The organism is Stenotrophomonas sp. 169, assembly GCF_014621775.1.
Taxonomy (GTDB): Bacteria; Pseudomonadota; Gammaproteobacteria; order Xanthomonadales; family Xanthomonadaceae; genus Stenotrophomonas.
Map to the genome: position 1 here is coordinate 971,427 of NZ_CP061204.1, position 19,019 is coordinate 990,445.

22 protein-coding genes and 1 other RNA gene are annotated in these 19,019 nt (G+C 67.3%); 5 read left to right on the forward strand and 18 right to left on the reverse strand.

Annotation, left to right across the window (positions count from 1 at the left end; translation table 11 throughout):
* The first annotated feature begins 7 nt into the window (after positions 1-7).
* Positions 8-1,234: an acetylornithine transaminase gene (locus ICJ04_RS04030; RefSeq protein ID WP_188326269.1), complete on the forward strand. Its 1,227-nt coding sequence runs from the start codon at positions 8-10 to the stop codon at positions 1,232-1,234.
* 143 nt (positions 1,235-1,377) lie between these two features.
* Here the strand turns inward: ICJ04_RS04030 and ICJ04_RS04035 are convergent, their stop codons facing one another.
* Positions 1,378-1,992 carry an HAD-IA family hydrolase gene (locus ICJ04_RS04035; protein ID WP_188326270.1) on the reverse strand — a complete coding sequence of 205 codons (615 nt, stop codon included), beginning with the start codon at positions 1,990-1,992 and terminating at the stop codon, positions 1,378-1,380.
* 104 nt (positions 1,993-2,096) lie between these two features.
* On the opposite strand from ICJ04_RS04035, the gene azu reads away from it, so the two are divergent.
* Positions 2,097-2,549 (forward strand): azurin, encoded by a 453-nt coding sequence (azu, locus tag ICJ04_RS04040; protein WP_223202983.1) that lies wholly within the window; start codon positions 2,097-2,099, stop codon positions 2,547-2,549.
* An 86-nt stretch (positions 2,550-2,635) separates the two neighbouring features.
* Here azu and hemL read toward each other — a convergent pair whose 3' ends face one another.
* The gene (hemL, locus tag ICJ04_RS04045; protein ID WP_188326271.1) at positions 2,636-3,916 is read right to left on the reverse strand and encodes a glutamate-1-semialdehyde 2,1-aminomutase; all 1,281 of its coding nucleotides are present in this window, start codon (positions 3,914-3,916) and stop codon (positions 2,636-2,638) included.
* Positions 3,913-4,551: a thiamine phosphate synthase gene (gene thiE, locus ICJ04_RS04050; RefSeq protein ID WP_188326272.1), complete on the reverse strand. Its 639-nt coding sequence runs from the start codon at positions 4,549-4,551 to the stop codon at positions 3,913-3,915. The genes hemL and thiE overlap by 4 nt, the downstream gene beginning before the upstream one ends.
* Positions 4,552-4,652: 101 nt before the next feature.
* Between thiE and ICJ04_RS04055 the strand changes: the two genes are divergently transcribed.
* The gene (locus ICJ04_RS04055) at positions 4,653-4,844 is read left to right on the forward strand and encodes a rubredoxin (protein WP_188326273.1); all 192 of its coding nucleotides are present in this window, start codon (positions 4,653-4,655) and stop codon (positions 4,842-4,844) included.
* A gap of 42 nt (positions 4,845-4,886) precedes the next feature.
* On the opposite strand, the gene ICJ04_RS04060 is transcribed toward ICJ04_RS04055, so the two are convergent.
* The 8 genes from ICJ04_RS04060 to ICJ04_RS04095 all read right to left on the reverse strand — a co-directional run bounded on the left by ICJ04_RS04060 (position 4,887) and on the right by ICJ04_RS04095 (position 8,996).
* Positions 4,887-5,732, reverse strand: a complete 846-nt coding sequence (locus ICJ04_RS04060; protein WP_188326274.1) for a SirB1 family protein — start codon at positions 5,730-5,732, stop codon at positions 4,887-4,889.
* A 73-nt stretch (positions 5,733-5,805) separates the two neighbouring features.
* Positions 5,806-6,246, reverse strand: coding sequence for a DUF192 domain-containing protein (locus tag ICJ04_RS04065; protein ID WP_188326275.1), 441 nt, complete (start codon positions 6,244-6,246; stop codon positions 5,806-5,808).
* A gap of 32 nt (positions 6,247-6,278) precedes the next feature.
* Complete coding sequence (gene rpiA, locus ICJ04_RS04070; RefSeq protein ID WP_188326276.1) at positions 6,279-6,926, reverse strand: ribose-5-phosphate isomerase RpiA; 648 nt, start codon at positions 6,924-6,926, stop codon at positions 6,279-6,281.
* A 64-nt stretch (positions 6,927-6,990) separates the two neighbouring features.
* Positions 6,991-7,470 (reverse strand): EVE domain-containing protein, encoded by a 480-nt coding sequence (locus tag ICJ04_RS04075; protein WP_188326277.1) that lies wholly within the window; start codon positions 7,468-7,470, stop codon positions 6,991-6,993.
* Entirely contained in the window at positions 7,467-8,054 is a 588-nt protein-coding gene (locus ICJ04_RS04080; RefSeq protein ID WP_188326278.1) for a 5-formyltetrahydrofolate cyclo-ligase, read from the reverse strand. Before ICJ04_RS04080 ends, ICJ04_RS04075 begins: the two co-directional genes overlap by 4 nt.
* Before the next feature lie 96 nt (positions 8,055-8,150).
* Positions 8,151-8,336, reverse strand: a non-coding RNA gene (ssrS, locus tag ICJ04_RS04085) — 6S RNA.
* 148 nt (positions 8,337-8,484) lie between these two features.
* On the reverse strand, positions 8,485-8,778 hold the full coding sequence (locus ICJ04_RS04090; RefSeq protein ID WP_188326279.1) for a cell division protein ZapA: 294 nt from the start codon (positions 8,776-8,778) through the stop codon (positions 8,485-8,487).
* A complete protein-coding gene (locus ICJ04_RS04095) occupies positions 8,775-8,996 on the reverse strand; it encodes a TIGR02449 family protein (protein ID WP_188326280.1) in 222 nt (73 codons plus the stop codon). The genes ICJ04_RS04090 and ICJ04_RS04095 overlap by 4 nt, the downstream gene beginning before the upstream one ends.
* 143 nt (positions 8,997-9,139) lie before the next feature.
* On the opposite strand from ICJ04_RS04095, the gene ICJ04_RS04100 reads away from it, so the two are divergent.
* Together ICJ04_RS04100 and ICJ04_RS04105 are read left to right on the forward strand one after the other, a co-directional pair.
* A complete protein-coding gene (locus ICJ04_RS04100) occupies positions 9,140-9,688 on the forward strand; it encodes a UPF0149 family protein (RefSeq protein WP_188326281.1) in 549 nt (182 codons plus the stop codon).
* On the forward strand, positions 9,688-11,031 hold the full coding sequence (locus ICJ04_RS04105; RefSeq protein ID WP_188326282.1) for an aminopeptidase P N-terminal domain-containing protein: 1,344 nt from the start codon (positions 9,688-9,690) through the stop codon (positions 11,029-11,031). The genes ICJ04_RS04100 and ICJ04_RS04105 overlap by 1 nt, the downstream gene beginning before the upstream one ends.
* A gap of 572 nt (positions 11,032-11,603) precedes the next feature.
* Here ICJ04_RS04105 and pepQ read toward each other — a convergent pair.
* The 7 genes from pepQ to rph form a co-directional block, all read right to left on the reverse strand.
* Positions 11,604-12,938, reverse strand: a complete 1,335-nt coding sequence (pepQ, locus tag ICJ04_RS04110; protein WP_188326283.1) for a Xaa-Pro dipeptidase — start codon at positions 12,936-12,938, stop codon at positions 11,604-11,606.
* Between the two features lie 124 nt (positions 12,939-13,062).
* Positions 13,063-13,419, reverse strand: a complete 357-nt coding sequence (locus ICJ04_RS04115; protein ID WP_188326284.1) for a PilZ domain-containing protein — start codon at positions 13,417-13,419, stop codon at positions 13,063-13,065.
* Complete coding sequence (locus ICJ04_RS04120; RefSeq protein ID WP_188326285.1) at positions 13,416-15,899, reverse strand: DUF1631 family protein; 2,484 nt, start codon at positions 15,897-15,899, stop codon at positions 13,416-13,418. Before ICJ04_RS04120 ends, ICJ04_RS04115 begins: the two co-directional genes overlap by 4 nt.
* Before the next feature lie 62 nt (positions 15,900-15,961).
* Positions 15,962-17,197, reverse strand: coding sequence for a radical SAM family heme chaperone HemW (hemW, locus tag ICJ04_RS04125; RefSeq protein ID WP_188327194.1), 1,236 nt, complete (start codon positions 17,195-17,197; stop codon positions 15,962-15,964).
* A 26-nt stretch (positions 17,198-17,223) separates the two neighbouring features.
* Positions 17,224-17,838 (reverse strand): RdgB/HAM1 family non-canonical purine NTP pyrophosphatase, encoded by a 615-nt coding sequence (rdgB, locus tag ICJ04_RS04130; protein WP_188326286.1) that lies wholly within the window; start codon positions 17,836-17,838, stop codon positions 17,224-17,226.
* Positions 17,835-18,227: a VOC family protein gene (locus ICJ04_RS04135; RefSeq protein ID WP_188326287.1), complete on the reverse strand. Its 393-nt coding sequence runs from the start codon at positions 18,225-18,227 to the stop codon at positions 17,835-17,837. The genes rdgB and ICJ04_RS04135 overlap by 4 nt, the downstream gene beginning before the upstream one ends.
* Entirely contained in the window at positions 18,224-18,949 is a 726-nt protein-coding gene (gene rph, locus ICJ04_RS04140; RefSeq protein ID WP_188326288.1) for a ribonuclease PH, read from the reverse strand. Before rph ends, ICJ04_RS04135 begins: the two co-directional genes overlap by 4 nt.
* Between the last annotated feature and the right edge of the window lie 70 nt (positions 18,950-19,019).

The following is a 19,019-nucleotide window of genomic DNA, read 5'->3' on the forward strand; positions in this document are numbered from 1 at the left end:
GACTGCCATGACCGCTGCCACCGATCCGCTGATTTCTCTTTCGCACTATTACCTGCCGGTCTACAAGCCGCGCCAGGTCGTGCTCGAGCGCGGCCAGGGCGCGCGCGTATGGGATTCGCAGGGGCGCGAGTACATCGATCTGGCCGCTGGCATCGCGGTATGTGGCCTGGGCCATAACGATCCGGACCTGGTGGCGGCATTGACCGAACAGGCCGGCAAGCTGTGGCACACCAGCAACGTGTTCTACAGCGCGCCGCCGCTGCATCTTGCCGAGGAACTGGTGAAGGCCAGCCGCTTCGCCGAGCGCGTGTTCCTGTGCAACTCGGGTGCAGAAGCCAACGAAGTGGCCATCAAGATGGTGCGCAAGTGGGCGTCGTCGCAGGGCCGTCCGGTCGACAAGCGGGTCATCGTCACGTTCCGCGGCAGTTTCCACGGCCGCACGCTGGCAGCCGTGACGGCGACGGCGCAGCCGAAGTATCAGGAAGGGTACGAGCCGCTGCCGCAGGGCTTCCGCTACGTGGACTTCAACGATGAAGTGCAGCTGGAGACCGCAATGGCCGCCGGCGACGTGGCGGCGGTGATGCTCGAGCCGGTGCAGGGCGAGGGCGGTGTGATGCCGGCCAAACCCGGGTTCCTGAAGCGGGTGCGCGACCTGTGCGACCAGCATGACGCGCTGCTGGTGCTGGATGAGATCCAGGTCGGCATGGGCCGCACCGGTACGCTGTTCGCGCATTGGCAGGATGGCGTGGTGCCGGACATGGTGACCCTGGCCAAGGCGCTGGGTGGCGGTTTCCCGATCGGCGCGATGCTGGCCGGTCCCAAGGTGGCCGACACCATGCAGTTCGGCGCGCACGGCACGACCTTTGGTGGCAATCCGTTGGCGGCCGCAGTGGCCCGCGTGGCACTGCGCAAGCTGGCGTCGCCTGAAATCGCGAGCAACGTCAGCCGCCAGTCGCACGCACTGCGCGAAGGATTCGAGCGGATCAATGCCGAGTTCGGCGTGTTCGGCCAGGTGCGCGGGCGTGGGCTGATGCTGGGCGCCGTGTTGTCCAAAGCGCATGCAGGCCAGGCCGGGGTGATCCTGGATCACGCCGCCGAGCACGGCCTGCTGACCCTGCAGGCGGGCCCGGACGTGCTGCGCTTCGTGCCCGCGCTGAACATCACCGACGAAGAAATCGCCGAAGGCCTGAAGCGCCTGCACGCGGCGGTAGCGAGCTACATCGCCGCCCGCTGACGCGAGGTAGAGCCGACCGGTAGAGCCGACTTCAGTCGGCTGCTTCAACATCGGAAAACAGCCGACTAAAGTCGGCTCTACCCCCCGGCCCCGTCCGCCCGCGCAGCCCCGCCCCGCGCGGTGCCCCCCCCGCATGTCCAGCGCTACGCCAGACCGTAGCGCTTGAACACACGCCCCAGGCTGCGGCCATCGTCCGCCGTCTCCGCATGCAGGCCCGCCAAACGTGCGCCGCGCACATTGCGGAACAAATCATCGATGAACAACGTCCGCCGCGGCGTCGCTTTCACCCAATCCAAGGCACGCAGGTACACCGCCGGATCCGGCTTGCGGCCACCGAGCATCGCGCTGCACAGAATGTGACCACGCGCCCGCACACACAGCGTCGGCAGCAACTGCGCGAGCACCTCGGTCATCATCGGTCCGTTGTTGGTCAGCAGGCCGATCCGCAGCGTGGGAGGAAGGGCCAGCACGCGCTGTATCACCGCATCACAGGGTCGGCTGGCCACGACGCGGGCAGCGACCCAGGTCGGGGCGTCGACGTCCGCATCCAGCGCCGTGCTCAGCCGTTGCAGGTAGCCGACGGTATCCACGTCGCCACTATCGTAAGCAGCGTCCAGCCCACCCGCCTGCAGCGCGTGCGAAACACGGAGGGCAGGCACACACAGGGCCTCGGCAAGATGGCGTATTCGCCGCGCACCGTCGTAGTCCAGCAGCACGCCGTCCACATCCAGCAGCAGCACGTCGATAAGCGGATTCATCACAGCAGCATGCCTGACTCCAGCGCGCCGGTGCGACCCCCTGTCGCAGCCACCGTCATGCCGGAGTTCCTACAATGCAGGCTGGGTAGAACGGGAGTAGACGGATGCGCAGTGCGTGGGTGTGGATCGCAGGAATGGGGGCGCTGCTGATGGCGCCGGCCGCCATGGCGCGGGTATGTGCCGTGAGCATCGACAGTACCGACCAGATGACCTTCAGCAGCCGGGAGATCAAGCTGGCGGCCGATTGCAGCGAGGTCAACCTGACCCTGCGCCACACCGGCAAGCTGGCTGCGACGGCGATGGGGCACAACTGGGTGTTGACCCGTACAGCGGATTACCAGGCAGTGGCGATGGTCGGCATGCGCGGCACCCTGGCCGACAGCTACGTGCCAAAGGCCGACGCGCGCGTTCTCGCTCATACCAAGGTGATCGGCGGCGGTCAGAGCACCACCCTCCGCTTCCCCACCACGCTCCTGCGCAAGGGCGGCGACTACACCTTCTTCTGCTCCTTCCCCGGCCACTTCGCCATGATGAAAGGCAAGCTGACGTTCGGCTGATAAAAAAAGGGGACGGAGGGGATTAAGTCGTATCTGGCCCAACTGCAGGCCAGATACGACTTAATCCCCTCCGTCCCCTTTTCTGCTCAGGCGTTGAAGGCGATGCGGGCGGCGGCGAGGGTCGCGTCGATCACGTCGTCGTCGTGCGCGCTGGACAGGAAGCCAGCCTCATAGGCAGACGGGGCGAGGAAGACGCCCTGCTCCAACATCGCATGGAAGAAGCGGTTGAACGCGGGGATGTCGCAGGCGATCGCCTGGGCGTAGGTCTCCACCTTCTGATCGGTGAAGAACAGGCCGAACATTCCGCCGACCTGCGTGGTGGTGACGCGTACGCCAGAATCGGCTGCGGCCTGCTCCAGACCGGCACACAGGCGTGCGGCACGGGCGGACAGGTCGGCATGGAAGCCCGGTTGCTGCACCAGTTCCAGCATCGCCAGGCCGGCGGCCATCGCCACCGGGTTGCCGCTCAGCGTGCCCGCCTGATAGATCGGGCCCGACGGGGAAATCTGCTGCATCAGTTCGCGTTTGCCGCCGTAAGCGCCCACCGGCATGCCGCCGCCGATGATCTTGCCAAAGGTGGTCAGGTCGGGCGTGATGCCGTAATGCGCCTGCGCGCCGCCCAGCGCCACGCGGAAGCCGGTCATCACTTCATCGAAGATCAGCACGGTGCCAAAGCGCGTGCACAGCGCACGCAGATGCTGCAGGTAGCCCTCGCGCGGCAGGATGCAGTTGGCGTTGCCGACCACTGGCTCGATGATCAGGCCGGCAATGTGCTCGCCCTGCGTTTCAAACAACGCCGTGGCGGCATCGAAGTCGTTGTAAGGCAGGGTCAGGGTGAGCTCGCTCAGGCCGGCGGGGACGCCCGGTGAGGTCGGTACGCCCAGGGTCAGCATGCCGCTGCCGGCCTTCACCAGGAACGAATCGCCGTGGCCGTGGTAGCAGCCTTCGAACTTGACGATGCGGCTGCGGCCGGTCGCACCGCGGGCCAGCCGGATCGCGGACAGGGTGGCTTCGGTACCGGAGTTGACCATGCGCACCATCTCGCACGACGGCACCAGCCGGGTCAGGGTCTCGGCCATGGTGACTTCGGCCGCACAGGGTGCGCCGAACGACAGGCCGCTGTCGGCTGCCTTCTTCACCGCCTGGCGTACTGCCGGGTGGTTGTGGCCGACGATCATCGGGCCCCACGAGCCGACGTAGTCTATGTAGCGATTGCCATCGACGTCGTACAGATAAGCGCCATCAGCGCGCTCGACGAAGAACGGCTCGCCACCGACCGACTTGAACGCGCGCACCGGCGAATTGACGCCGCCGGGCAGCAGCGCCTGGGCGCGGGTAAACAGGGCGTGGGACTGATCGTGGTTCATGCGCGGGAATCCTGGAAACATGCGAGGTAGGCGTGCAGGCTGGCGACCGGATCGTCGGCCTCGAACACGCTGCTGATCACGGCCACCAGCTCGGCGCCGGCGGTGATGACGGGACCGACATTGTCCGGCGTCAGCCCGCCGATCGCCACCCGCGGTACACCCAGTGCGGCGCTTTGCCGCAGCAGGTCAGGGTGTGCGCGACGGGTGGTGTGCTTGCTTCTGCTGGGATGGAAGGCGCCGAAGGCAATGTAGCTGGCGCCCGCTGCCACGGCACGTTCGGCCAGGCCCAGGTCGTCATAGCAGGAGGCGCCGATGATGGCCCGGGGGCCCAGCAGGGCGCGCGCGGCGGCAATGTCGCCGTCGTCCTCGCCGATATGCACGCCTGCAGCGCCGATGCGCTGGGCCAGCACCGCGTCATCGTTGATGATCAGCGGCACGCCATGCGCATCGCACAGGGCCTGCAGGGCGGCGGCCTGTTCGTGGCGGAGCACCGCATCGGCGGACTTGTTACGGTACTGCAGCCAGCACGCACCCGCCGCCAGCAACGGGGCGACGCGAACCAGCAGGCGCGCTGTGTCGGCTTCGTCGGGGGTGATCAGATAGACGCCGCGAGGCGCCACAGGGGCTCGGGTCATGGATGGCTACCGGTTGTGCGGCCGCAGTGGGACAATGGCCGCAGGATGCAGAGGCAAGGCCATATCTTGAAGGGTAATGTGATCTTTAAGGATAACGTGCGATGAGCGAGAGTCGCCCGAACGCGGCACGCACGTGGATGTGCGTGGTCTGCGGCTTCCTGTACCACGAAGTGGATGGCCTGCCCGAAGAGGGCATCGCCCCGGGAACGGCGTGGGACGACGTGCCGGAGGACTGGACCTGCCCGGACTGCGGCGTCGGCAAGGATGACTTCGAGATGGTCGAGATCGACTGAGCCCCGACGAGACGCTGCGCCGAACGCCCAGCCTGGCGGCGGTCAATGCAGCCGCGTGCGCGGCCCGCCCAGGTCGACCAGTTTCTCCCGCAAGGCCTGGGCGTCGCCCGCGTCCGGGTTGCGCTGGACGTAGCGGCCGAGGTCGCGACGCGCACCGGCCAGGTAATCCAGTTTCAGGTACGCCAAACCGCGGTCACGCAGGGCGTCACCGCTGTCCGGCGCGAGCTTGAGCAGGCGATCCGCACTGCGGGCGGCGCGATCCCACTGATGGTTCTCGGCATAGACGCCATGCAGGTTGCGCAGCATGCGCATCAGGATCGCGCGGCTGGGGGCGGGATCCAGTATCTGCGCCAGCACCTGGTCATCGGGCAGCTGGCCGCCCAGATGCGAACTGGCGCGCTCGCGGAGCTCCTCCACGCTGAGGGGCCGGCCACCGTTGAAGGGGTCCATGACCAGCACCCCCTCGTCCATCGGCAGGCGGACCAGGAAGTGTCCTGGGAACGAAATCCCATCCAGGGTAATGCCCAGCCGGCGGGCGACTTCCATCTGCACCAGGGCGAGCGAAATGGGATTGCCCAGACGACGTTCGAACACTTCGTTGAGGTAACTGTTGCGCGGGTCGTAGTACTCGTCGTGGTCGCCGCTGAAGCCGAGCTCGTCGAACAGATGGCGGTTGATGGCGGCCATCTTCAGCGGCGCGGCGGTAATCGTGTCCACCTCCGCCTGCAGGTGCTCGACATAGCCCTGCAGGGTGGCGTCGTAGCGTGCGGGATCCAGCCCAGGATACTCATCGCGGGCGATCAGCAGGGCGGTCGGCAACAGGGGCAACGACTCGTCATCGAGTTCGGCCAGCGAATCCCAGTCGGGCAATGTCATCCAGTCCTGCATGCAGACAGACTGGAGGCATCGCCCTCGGTATTCAAGCTGCGCGGCGTGAAATCAGGCCGCGCAGCAACCGCGGTTACGGGATGCCGGGACCGAACTTCAGTTCCGAGCCATCCTTGAGTTTCATCTTTTCGGCCTGCCCCGCATTGAGCTCCAGCACGTAACGTGCGGGCCCGGTGCTCGGGTACGGCGGGCACATGTCGCCCGCCGAGCAGGGCGGCACATCGCGCTGCTGACTGACCAGCCTGCGCGCGCTGTCGAAGTACAGGATGTCCAGGCCCAGCTTGGTGTTCTTCATCCAGTACGCCTGCTGTTCCTCGCGATCATGGATGAACAGCATGCCGTGGTCCTCGGGCATGCTGTCGCGGAACATCAGGCCGCGCGCACGCGTCTCGTCGTTCTGCGCAAGCTCCACCTGGTAACGGGCACCTTCCAGTTCCACCCAGTGCTGGGGCGCGCCGGTGGCGCAGCCGGCCAAGGCAAGAAGGGGCAGCAGGAGCAGGGTACGGATTGACATCGTGTTTACCTTTTCGGGGGAGCGGGCAGGATTCACAGCACCACGGGCGGTTCGCCGCCAATGATCACCACGTCGGCGCGGCGCCGTGCGAACAGGCCGACGCACACCACGCCCGGCAACTGGTTGAGCTCGCGCTCAAGCTTCTCCGGATCGGTGATCTGCAGATGGTGGATATCCAGGATCTGGTTGCCGTTGTCGGTCACCACGCCTTCGCGCCACGTCGGCTGCCCGCCGGTCATGTCGCGGATCTGCCGGGCGACCAGGCTGCGCGCCATCGGGATGACTTCCACCGGCAGCGGGAACCGGCCCAGCACGGGCACCTGCTTGCTCGGGTCGACGATGCAGATGAAGCGCTCGCTGGCCTCGGCGATGATCTTTTCGCGGGTCAGTGCGGCACCACCGCCCTTGATCAGGCACTTGCCCGGATCGCACTCGTCGGCACCATCCACATACAGCGACAGCGTGCCGGTGTGGTTGAGTTCCATCACCTCGATGCCATGCTTCCGCAACTGCGCGGTGCTCTGCTCGGAACTGGACACGGCGCCCTTGATACGGTGCTGGATACGGCCCAGTGCGTCGATGAAATAGGCCACGGTGGACCCGGTGCCGACGCCGACGATCATGCCGTCTTCAACGTACTCGATGGCTTTTTCGGCGGCCAGGCGCTTGGCTTCGGACATGCGGAGAATCTCAGGAGGGGAATGGCGGGAGGGAGGCGGACAGGTCGCAGCAGGCGGGGCGGCGTCAGGCTTTCTTTTCCAGCGACAACAGCAGCTTCCACTGCGCGGCCGTCACCGGGAACACAGACAGGCGATTGCCTTTGGCGGTAAGCGGGAAGCCCTCGCCGAGTTCATCGGTGTGCTGCTTTATCTCGTCCAGCGCGATCACCCGGGCCAGCTTCCGTTCGAAGGCCACGTCCACCAGCATCCAGCGCGGTTCTTCGCGGGTGCTCTTCGGGTCGTGGTAGTCCGATGTCGGATCGAACTGGGTGTCGTCGGGATAGGCGGCACTTGCCACGGTGGCCACCCCGACGATGCCGGGCACCTTGGTATTGGAGTGGTAGAACAGGATGCCGTCGCCGACGTGCATGCCGTCGCGCATGAAGTTGCGCGCCTGGTAGTTGCGTACACCATTCCACGGCTCGGTGCCGACGCGCTGCAGGTCGTCGATGGAAAAGGCGTCCGGTTCGGACTTCATCAGCCAGTAGCGCTTGCGGGCAGTCATGCGTTCACGGGGGAAGTGAAAAGGGTGGTCGCCTCGGTGCAGATGGCATCGACCTGGACGTCCCACGACGCCACCGGCAATGCATCGACCTGCTGCACGGCGAAGGCCGCGCCGACCAACCACGGCGGAGTGGGGCGATCGTGCCGGAAGGCGAAGCTGCGATCATACCAGCCGCCTCCCATGCCCAGGCGCCCACCGCCGGCATCGAAGCCCACCAAGGGCGTGACCACCAGGTCCATGTCAGCGGCTTGCAGGGTGTCGGCCGCGGCAAGGTCCGGTTCGGGTATGCCGAAGCGGTTCTGCCGCAGCGGCTGACCCGGACGCCACGGCGCGAAGCGCAGCACGTCACCCTGCAGCACGGGCAGGCAATAGGTCACTGCTTCGGGCAGTCCCACCTGCCAGCGATGCAGGGCGATCTCGCCATCCATCGCCCAGTAACCGGCGACATGGCCGTGTCGGGGCGCAAAAGGCAGGGCGAACAGGCGCTCGGCCAAGCGATCCGCCGCGTCGATGCGGACGGCAGCAGGCAGGTCGCGACGGCGCTGCCGCAGAAGGGCACGCAGGTCCTGGCGCGGATCGGTCATCGTCGGCTCGGCGGTGAGGGAATCGCCCCATTGTGCCGCGTGCCGCGCTGGAAAAAACAAAGGCGACATCCGAAGACGCCGCCTTTGTCGAATCTTGCATTCTCCGCAATGACGATGCATGCGAAACGACCTTGAACCCAGGGGCTCAAGTGGGAACGCTGGGGGGCCATCGGGCTTCCCGCTACAAGGCGGACCTGCACTCCCGGCTCCGTCGCGCTCCCGGTGTCGTTCTTAAGGGACAAGGCGAATGTTTGCACATGCCGTCGTGTACCGCAGAGAACGCACCAACAGTATAGCGAGCCCACTGCGGAGGGGTAGTCCGTTCGTCGGCAACAGTGCGTACCAATTCAGAAACGGGAAAAGGGGGACGCAGGCGATCAAGGCGCGATACGCAGTGTCAAAAACGCCTTGATCCCCTCCGTCCCCTTTTTTACTGGTCGATCGCGCGGTCGAGGCGGCGGTTGAGGTCGGACAGGGTCTGCTGCAGGGCAACGGCCTGGCGGGCATTCTCGTCGCGCAGCTGCTGCAGTTCGTGGGCCAGGTTGAGGGCTGCCAGTACGGCCACGCGATCTACGCCGACCATCCGGTTGCTGCCCCGGATTTCGCGCATCTTCGCATCCAGAAGGCGCGAGGCGGCCATCAGGCTGTCGCGCTCTTCTGCGCCGACCCCCACGGTGTAATCACGGTCCAGGATGCGGACGTTGACCGGTTCTGCGCCGCTCATGTGTGCTGCTCCAGGGATTTGAGCCGGGTGATCATCGCTTCCACGCGCGAGCGGGCCTGTTCGTTCTTGGCCAGCAGGGTGGAGCGCTCGGTGGCCAGCTGTTCCTGCTGGTGGCGCAGGCTGCGGTTCTCCTCGGCAAGGCGCTGGTTGCGCTCAAGCAGCGCCTCCACCCGGGCGGCGAAGGCCTGCAACTGGTCGAAGGGGCTGGGATGGTCCATGGGCGCAAGAGTCTCAGGGGGTTTGACCACGGTCAAGCGTCGGCGCAGATAGGCTGCGAGGTGACGCGTCCCGTTCTAAACTAGCCCATCGGCGACACGAGCGGTAACGCGCAGGTCGCCCCCTTACCGAGATGAGCTTGCAGATGACCGAACTTCCTTCCGTCGACGACGTCTTCCGTGCCAGTGCCACGCTGGGCCTTGGCGCGACCCCCGCCGAACTGCATGGCGGCCTGTGTGGCTGGCTGGCTGCCGGCGGTGCGCCGGGAAATGACTGGCCGGCCCGCGTGCTGGCGGACGATGCGCTGCCTTCCGTGGCCGAAGGGAGTGCGCTGGCGCAATTGCTGGAGGCGTCGGTGAAGCAGCTGGAAGACCGCGATTTCGGCTTCGAGCTGCTGCTGACCGACAGCACGGCGACCAACGACCAGGTCGATGCCCTGTTTGGATGGGCGCGCGCCTTCCTTGGCGGATTCGGGCTGGGCTCGGGCCATAGCCGGCCGCCGTTGTCCGAAGAAGGCGAAGAAGCGCTCAACGATCTGGCCAAGCTGGCCCAGGCGTCGAGCGAGGATTTTGATAGTGACGCCGAGGACGACGAGGAAGCCCTCGCGGAAATCGAGGAGTTCATCCGCATCGCGGTGCTGCTGCTGCACGGGGACTGCGTGATGGCTGCACGCCATCGCCAGCGCCTGAACTGATGGGCGGGGCGCGCGCGGACCTCCGTCAGCGCACCGGCATCGGTGCCGCCGAATACAGGCGCCGCCGTCGCCAGTTGATGGAGATGGCGGGCGACGATGCGATCCTGGTACTGCCGGCAGCGTCGGAGAAAGTCCGCAGCCTGGATACGCATTACCCGTACCGGCAGGACTCGGATTTCTGGTACCTCAGTGGCTTCCCGGAGCCGGATGCCGTGCTGGTCCTGGTGCCCGGCCGCCGCCATGGGGAAGTGATCCTGTTCTGCCGCGAGCGCGATGCCGAACGGGAGGCATGGGACGGCGCGCGGGCCGGCCAGGAGGGCGCCGTGGCGGATTTCGGCATGGACGATGCGTTCCCGATCGACGATCTGGACGACATCCTGCCCGGCCTGCTGGAAGGGCGTTCGCGCGTCTACTACCACTTTGGCCGCGATGCGGAGTTCGACCTCAAGCTGATCGGCTGGGTCAACCGCGTGCGATCGCAGGTGCGGCACGGTGCGCAACCGCCGCACGAGTTCCTCGAACTGGGCCATCTGCTGCACGAACAGCGCCTGTTCAAATCGGCGGCGGAAGTGGCGGTGATGGACGAAGCAGCGCGGATCAGCGTGCAGGCGCACCAGGCTGCGATGCGTGTCGCGCGGCCTGGTATCCATGAGTACGAACTGCAGGCCGAGGTGGAGCGCGTGTTCCGCGCCCACGATGCCTGCCCCGCGTATTCCAGTATCGTCGGGGCCGGTCACAATGCCTGCATCCTGCATTACCGCGACAACAACGCGCGCTCACGCGATGGCGATCTGGTCCTGATCGATGCAGGTGCGGAGTATCGCAACTACGCCAGCGACATCACCCGTACGTTTCCGGTCAATGGACGCTTCAGTGCCGAGCAGCGGGCGCTGCATGACCTGGTCGGTGCGGCCCAGGCTGCGGCGTTGGCGCAGGCACGGCCGGGTGTGGCGTATGAGGCGGGCCATCTGGCAGCGGTCACCGTGCTGACCGAGGGCCTGCTGCGGCTCGGGCTGTTGAAGGGAACGCTGGAGGCCAACATCGCCGAGGCGCATTACAAGCGCTTCTATCGGCACAAGACCGGTCATTGGATCGGCCTGGACGTGCACGATGTCGGCGATTACCGCTTGGCTGGCGAGTCCCGCCTGTTGGAGCCGGGCATGGTGTTCACCATCGAGCCGGGGCTGTATGTGAGCGCGGACGATACGAGCGTGGACGCGCGCTGGCGCGGCATTGGCATCCGGACCGAGGATGATGTGTTGATCACGGACAACGGGCACCGGGTGCTGACCGAGGGTCTGGCACGCAGCGCGGACGAGATCGAAGCGTTCATGCAGGGATGAGGGGGTTGCCGGGGTTGCGCCCGGCGCTCGCTTTGAAGCCACAGCCACAGCAAAGGCAACGTCAAAGGCTGCTGGGCTGCGTGTAGGCGGGGCGAGGTGGGGTGGCGGGGGACGGCAAAAGCTGCATCCATGCGTGCCTCGTTTCGTGCCATCCATGGCACTCAACGCCCCCGCCAACCCACCCCGCCCCACCTTCGACAGGTCCGTGGCGGCCATGGACACGTCGGGCATGCCGACATCGGTAGCGCCGACCCATGGTCGGCGGAACGTTTCCGCCAACGGCCCGCTGCGCTCGCCGACCACGGGTCGGCGCTACCGCGGACCTCGTTGACCCGTCTGGTGGAGGGAGCCCCTGAGTCAGGGGCGGCCGCGAAGCGGCGGGGTGTGGGTGCTGGTGAGACGGGGCCCACGGTTTGCGCAGCAAAGCGTGGGAGCGGCAGCGCGAATGCGATGACGTGGACCCCGCCATGGATGGCGCGAAACGAGGCACGCAGGAGCGGCTTTTGCCGTCCCCCGCCCAGCCCCACCGCCCGGCCCCACCCCAGATGCACCCCAGCCCGCCGCGAGGGGGTCTACCCGTTCGCTGCCGCCGCGAACTCCGGACGGGTCAGGTTATCGGCTTCGCCGGTCGTGCACAGCACTTCGTCTTCGATGCGGATGCCGCCGTACGGACGGAAGAAATCCACCCGGTTCCAGTCGATGCTGGCGCCATGACCGGCCTGCTTCACTTCGTCCAGCAGCATGTCGATGAAGTACAGGCCCGGCTCGATGGTGACGACCATGTCCGGCTCCAGTACGCGTGTCATGCGCAGGTAGGGATGGCCGGCGGGGCGTTCGATGCGGCCACCGTCTTCGCCCGCCGCGAAGCCCGCGACGTCGTGCACCTGCAGCCCGATCAGGTGGCCCAAGCCATGCGGGAAGAACGCGGCGCTGACGCCGGTCTCCACGGCCGTCTGCGGCGACACGGTGATGACGCCGAAATCCTTGAGGACGCCCATCAAGGAAAGATGCGCGTCCACGTGCAACTGCTTGTAGTCCACACCTGCGCGCACCGACGCGCACATCTGCTGCTGCGCTGCGTCCACGGCGGCGATCATCGCGGCGAACTCATCGTGGCCGTGCATGGCGTAGGTGCGGGTGATGTCACTGGCGTAACCGTGCGCGCTCGCGCCTGCATCGATCAGGAAGCTGCGCAGCGGCTGCGGCGCCTGCCGGCCCAGTTCGGTGTAGTGCAGGACCGCGGCGTGTTCGTTCAGCGCCACGATGTTGCCGTAGGGCAACTCGTTGGCATCCTGGCCGACGGCGGCGCAGTACGCCATGTGGATGGAGAACTCGTCGGCCCCCCCGCGGAAAGCCGCTTCTGCCGCACGATGGCCGCGCACGCCCGATACCTGCGCCTGACGCATCAGGGCGATCTCATACGGCGTCTTGTACGCGCGGTGGTAGTCCAGATAGTTGACGACGCCCGCCGGATTGTTCGGCGCCCAGTCACCCAGCGCACTCTGCGGTTCGCCCAGCACGGCGCAGCGCGCACGGTCCTTGGGCAGCAGCGCCAGCGCCTCTTCCGGCGTACGGATGATGTGGATGTCGAAGTGGCCTGCCCACCAGCCGCTCGGTGCATCCGGCACCACATGCCAGTAGTCGAAAGGCTGGTGGAAAATCACCTTGGGACGCTCGCCCGGCGTGAACACCAACCAGCTGTTCGGCACGCGTGTCAGCGGCAACCACGCCTTGAACTGTGGATTGACGGCATACGGGTAATCGCGATCGTCGAACACCTGGTAGTGCAGGGTGCCACTGGGAATCACCAGATGATCGAAACCGCCGCGGGCCAAGGCGGTCTCTGCACGTTGGCAGAGCACAGCCAGGTGGTCGGGATAGAGGACGCCGGGGTCATGCTGGATCATCGCGGTAACTCGTTGGAAAACAATCCACGATTGTGCCGCAAGCGCTGCCTGGCTGCTGTGCCGGAACCGGCGCTGGGCGTGATGGGGAATGCCCGGCACCGCGCAAACCCCGGGCAGGACGGCGTCAGTCGGGCTGTTGACCGATCCAGCTGCGCAGCAGGTCGCGGTGTTCACGCCCCAGGGTGATGAAGCGGAAGCCCGCCCACGTCTGGCCAGCCACGTGCGCGGGATCGGCCCAGAGCAGATGAACACCCACATCGATCGGCGCACGATGTCCGTCACTGAGCGGCAGGGTGAACTGCAACTGGTAGAGGGCATCCTCGCGCAGCGGCACCGAGGCCAGCATCAGCATGCCGGTTTCCGAGACGTTGCCCAGGCGGCCGATCACCCGCTCGGTCATGCTGTCGGTCACCGGCACCAGGTCGGCGACATTGCGCCGGGGCGCGCGGCGGGTGTCCGGAGTGTCTTCGACGCCGTTCATGCGGGGTCTCCCAAGCGGTTGCCTGCAAGCGTGCGCAGCGTACGCAGCGTGGCCTGCCAGGCACGGTCGATCAGGCGGCCGTTGTCTTCCGTCACGATCCGCGCCTGCTCCAGCGCCATCAGCCGCGCCAGGGTATCCAGGGTGTACTCGGCGACCTTCTGGCCGCGTGGATTGACGAACAGCGCATGCTCGGTCACCAGGCTGTACCAGGACAGGCGCTGCCGGTGCAGGTCGCCTTGCTGGTTGATCACGAACTCGAACCACGTGCCGAAGGGCAGGGTGCGCAGTTGGCGGTAGCAGTCTTCTTCCAGAGCGCTGCGCGCAAGCGGCGCCAGACGCCGTGTGTCGTGGCCATTGGCCTGCTCGCCCAGCCGGGTGCGCGCCTTCAGGCGCGCTGTCAGTTCGGTGCGCGAGCTGCTGTCATCTTCGCCGCCCGGCGTGGACAGTCGCCGGGCGATCGCATGCGCCTCGTCCTGATGGCAGCCGATCTGCAGCACTGCGGCTTCCAGCTCCGCACACAGCAGGTCATCGGCGGCGTGTTCGCCCCCCGGTGCCTGGGACGTGATGTCCGCGATGCGCGTGGTCTGCTGCAACCGCTGCTCCCACAGTGCGGAGTCTTCGCCATGACGCAGTTGGGTCAAGGTGAGCACATCGGCCCATGCCTGGCGCAGCAGCGTCTGCACGAAGCGCGGCGGCTGGTGCTGCGCGCAGCAGTGCTCGATCAATGCGGTGGCCTGTTGGCGTGCGACCTCAAGCCGCTCCTTGCCGCGCGCCGCTTCCACATGGCGCCGCTCGGCCAGCTCGGCCTTGTGCGCGGCCGCGCGCAGGTGCTGCTGCACTTCGTCGTTGGCCGCAGCGAACACCTCCGGGTCGTCGTGGTACTGCTCGACCACCGTCTCCACGGTGCGTTCGATCTTCTGCACCAGCTGCGGATCGAGATCGTCGGCCTGCAGTCCACTCGCGCTCAGTTCGGCGATGGTGTTCAGCAGCTCGCGCGCGGGATGCTCGTCGCGCACGAAGAAGCCAGGATCGGCCAGTGCCGCGCGCGCCAACGGGACCTGCAGGCGACCCACCAGGTCATTGGTGGTCGACTGTGGCCGTTGCTCGTGGCGGATCTGCTGGAACAGCAGGCCCAGCAGGTCCAGGGTGTCACCATCCTTCACGGTCAGCGCGGCGTCGTCCCCGTGTTCGGCGCGCAGCTGCGACAGCAGGGCGGCCTGCAGGTCGGCCATGCTGTGCGAGGCCGCACCATGGGCGATGCGGGTCTGCAGCTGCATCAGGACGGCATCGACGGTCGCGCTGGGCACGGCCGTGGCCACCGGGCGCGCCTGCGTGGGCGCGCTTGCCGCGCTCCCGGGTGCCGCCGCCTGTGTTGCGAGACCCGCGCTGCCCACGTCGGCTGCGTGACCGGGGTGACCGGCGTTGCCGGCATCACCCGGCGGCGCAATCGCGCCGCGTGCGCCGGCAAGCAGTTGATGCAGGGCGCTCATCGCGGGCGAGGCCAGATCCACCGACGGCGAAGGCAAGGGGGGGGGAGTCGCCGCACTGGCGGCGGACGCCGAGGGCACCCCGGAAGCGGGTGCGGGCACAAGCGGCTCGGGGCCGGCCATGCCACCCAGCGTGTCGTGCATCATGGCCGACCATGAGCGGGTGGCACTGCTGTTGGCGCCGTTCCATGAGGTCACCGGCGTGGCGCGCGGTCGTGCCGCTGCTGCCGCGCCGGCAGTGCGGCCCGGCTGGGTCACGATGCGCCGGGTCGCCGCGGAGCGGGCCAGGTAGGGCGTGTACACCAGGCCAGGCAGCACGCCTTCGTGGCCGAGCAGCACGTTGGCGCGTTCCAGGAGTTCGCCCAGACGCTCCAGTACCTGACGTTCGAAACTGCGGTACAGGGCCAGCTGCGCATCCAGCTCCAGCCCGCCTTCGTCGCCCAGTCTGCGCACGATGGCGCACAGCGTCGACGGTCCCAGCGGCACGTGCTCGGCGTCCACTGCGGGCGCGGCTGCCAGCACCGCCATGCGCTGGCCCAGCAGCTGCAGGGCATTGGCCGAGCGCTGCAGTTCGCGGCGCATGATGTCCACCAGCACGATGTCGCGATCGATATCGACGTCATTGACCAAGGTCAGCGTGGGCACGGCCGCACGCACGGGTTCGACCCGTGCGGGTGCTTCGCCCGGCGGCGCGAAGAGGGCGGCGAATGCTTGGGCCAGCTGCTCCAGGAAACGCTGGCTGAAGCCCTCGGAGAAAGGGTGGATCTGCCGTGCCTGGGCGAGCAGGTCGGCCTGCACCTGGCCATTGCGGGCGCGTTCTGCATCCCGCAGCAGTTCACGCTCCAGCTCCACCACGGTCAGGGTCAGCGGTGCGGTCAGGGACTGCCGGGCAAGACCCAACAACGCGCCGAGCAGCCGACGCACGCGTGGAGGTGCGTCGACCGCGGCAAAGCGCGCGGCGTCCCCGGGCATCGGCGGCGGCGAGGCTGACATGATGGTGGACGTCCGTTTTCCCCTGGTCGGGCTCGGAATCTACCCTGTCGGCCGGTGCGGCGCTACTCGCCCAGGAACAGCTCCACCACGTCATTGGTGAAGCGGCGGCCCAGTTCGGTCGGGCGCAGCAGGGCGTCGGCAGGGCGGTGATCGTGGTGATCGGCGCAGGCGTCGTCCGCGCAGGTGCCCCCGTCCTCGCCCGCTGCCGGGTCCACGGTCTCCAGCCAGCCGCGCTGCACGGCCTGCTGCAGCGGACCGTCGAGCGCGCTGCGCGACAGCCCGGTGCGCGATTCGAAATCACGCAGGGTGAATCCCTCATGCAGACGCAGCAGGTTCAACATGTACTCGAACGGCAGGCGGGCGGCGGCGATGACATCGTCGCCGCCGATCCCCGCTGCGCTGCCGGCGGTCTCCATGAAGGTCTGCGGATGCTTGGGTTTCCAGCGACGCAGCACCTGCTGTTCCGCGCCGGAGCTGATCTTGCCGTGCGCGCCGGCACCGATGCCCAGGTAATCGCCAAACCGCCAGTAGTTCAGGTTGTGTGCGCTCTGTCGGCCAGGTCGCGCATACGCACTCACTTCGTACTGCTCGAAGCCGGCCTGTGCCAGCAGGGACTGGCAGTGCTCCTGCATGTCCCAGGCGCTGTCTTCGTCCGGGATGCCCTGCGGCGGGCGGGCGAAGAACACGGTGTTCGGTTCCAGCGTCAGCTGGTAGTGCGACATGTGCGCCGGCTGCAGGGCGAAGGCACGGTGCAGATCATGCTCCGCGCCGGCCAGGGTCTGACCGGGCAGCGCGTACATCAGGTCGATGTTGAGGTTGTCGAAGCCGGCGTCCTGCGCCATCTTCACCGCGCGCTCGGCCTCGGCACTGTCGTGGATACGCCCGAGCCGCTTCAGCGCGTCATCGTCGAAGGTCTGGATGCCGAAGCTGAGGCGGTTCACGCCGGCCGCGCGGTAACCATCGAAACGCCCGTGCTCGGCGGTGCCGGGATTGGTTTCCAGGGTGATTTCGGCGTTGGGGGCAAAGCGCAGGCGCGCCGAGGCCTGCTGCAGGAACCGGTCGATCGCTTCGGCGGGGAACAGGCTGGGCGTGCCGCCGCCGAAGAAAACGCTGTGCACCACGCGGCCCCACACCAGCGGCAGGTCCTGGTCGAGGTCGCGGATCAATGCATCGATATAGGCATCGAAGGGCAGCGCGCCTTTGGCCTGGTGCGAGTTGAAATCGCAGTACGGGCATTTGCGCACACACCAGGGCAGGTGCACATACAGCGACAGCGGCGGCGGAATCAGGGCAGGCAGCATCGGGGCAGGCATGGGCGCTTCGCTTACAGGACGATCGAAGACAGTCGCTGCTTCAGTTGCTGCAGCGCCAGCGCGCGGTGGCTGAGGGTGTTCTTCAGCGCCGGCTCCATTTCCGCTGCGGTCAGGCCGTGGCGGGGGTCCAGGAACACCGGGTTGTAACCGAAGCCGTTGCTGCCGCGCGGCGCGTCCAGGATCAGCCCTTCCCAGCGGCCTTCGCAGATCAGCGGCTGCGGGTCGGTGGCATGGCGCAGCAGCACGATCACCGCGAAGAACCGCGCGGTGCGCTGGCTGGCCGGCACGTCACGCAGGTCGGCCAGCAGCTTGGCGTTGTTGGCAGCATCGTCAGTCGGGCTACCGGCGTAGCGTGCGCTGTACAGGCCAGGGGCACCGCCCAAGGCATCAACGATCAGGCCCGAATCATCGGCCAGCGCCGGCATGCCACTGGCCTGGCAGGCGGCGCGCGCCTTGATCAGCGCGTTCTCGACGAACGTCAGGCCGGTTTCCGGCACATCGCCTACGCCCGCTGCGGCTGCCGAGACGATCTGCAGTGGCAGGTCGGCCAGCATCGCCTGCATTTCCTTCAACTTGCCGGCATTGTGGCTGGCCAGTACCAGGCGCCCGTTCACGGCGTCCTTCATGCGCGCAGCTCCAGCAGATCCCAGGTGTTGCCGTACAGGTCGCGGAATACGGCGACCGTGGCGTAGGACTCCTGCCGCGGCGCTTCAAGGAACTCGACGCCCGCCGCACGCATCGCGGCATGGTCGCGTGCGAAATCATCGGTTTCCAGGAAGAAGGCAACGCGGCCACCGGCCTGGTCGCCGATGCGCGAGGCCTGCACGTCACTGCTGGCGCGGGCCAGCAGCAGGCCGGCCCCGCCGTCGGCGGCTGGCGCCACCACCACCCAGCGCTTGCCGGCGCCCTGGTCGATGTCCTGCTGCAGCTGGAAGCCCAGCGCGCTGGTGAACCAGGCGATGGCGCGGTCGTAGTCATCGACCAGGTAGGTGGTCAGGGCCAGCCGACGCTTCATGCCGACAGCGCCGCCTGCTGGGCGGCGAGCAGTTCGCCCACGCCCTTGTCGGCCAGCGCCAGCAGCGCGTCCAGCTCGTCGCGGCGGAAGGCGTGGCCTTCGGCCGTGCCCTGCAGCTCGATGAAGCCGCCGCCATCGTTCATCACCACGTTCATGTCGGTGTCGCAATCGCTGTCTTCGGCGTAGTCCAGGTCCAGCACCGGGGTGCCGCGGTAGACGCCGACCGACACCGCTGCGACGGCACCGATGATCGGGTTGCGCTTGATGTCGCCGCGCTTCATCAGCAGGTTCACCGCGTCGGCCAGGGCGACGTAAGCGCCGGTGATGGCCGCGGTGCGGGTGCCGCCGTCGGCCTGCAGCACGTCGCAATCCAGGGTGATGGTGCGTTCCCCCAGTGCATTGCGGTCCACGCAGGCGCGCAGGCTGCGGCCGATCAGGCGCTGGATTTCCAGCGTGCGGCCGCCCTGCTTGCCACGCGCCGCTTCACGGTCGCTGCGGGTGTGGGTGGCGCGCGGCAGCATGCCGTATTCGGCGGTGACCCAGCCTTCGCCCTTTCCGCGCAGGAAGCCCGGTACGCGGTTCTCCACCGTGGCGGTGCACAGCACGCGGGTTTCGCCGAAGCACACCAGCACCGAACCTTCGGCATGGCGGGTGAAGCCGCGCTGCAGGGTGACAGTGCGCATCTGGTCGGGCTGGCGGCCACTGGGGCGGGTATTGGACATGGCGGGGTACCGTTGGAGCGGGAAGAACGCGTCCACGCCCGCACCCTGATCGGGGCAGGCAGGGAGGCTC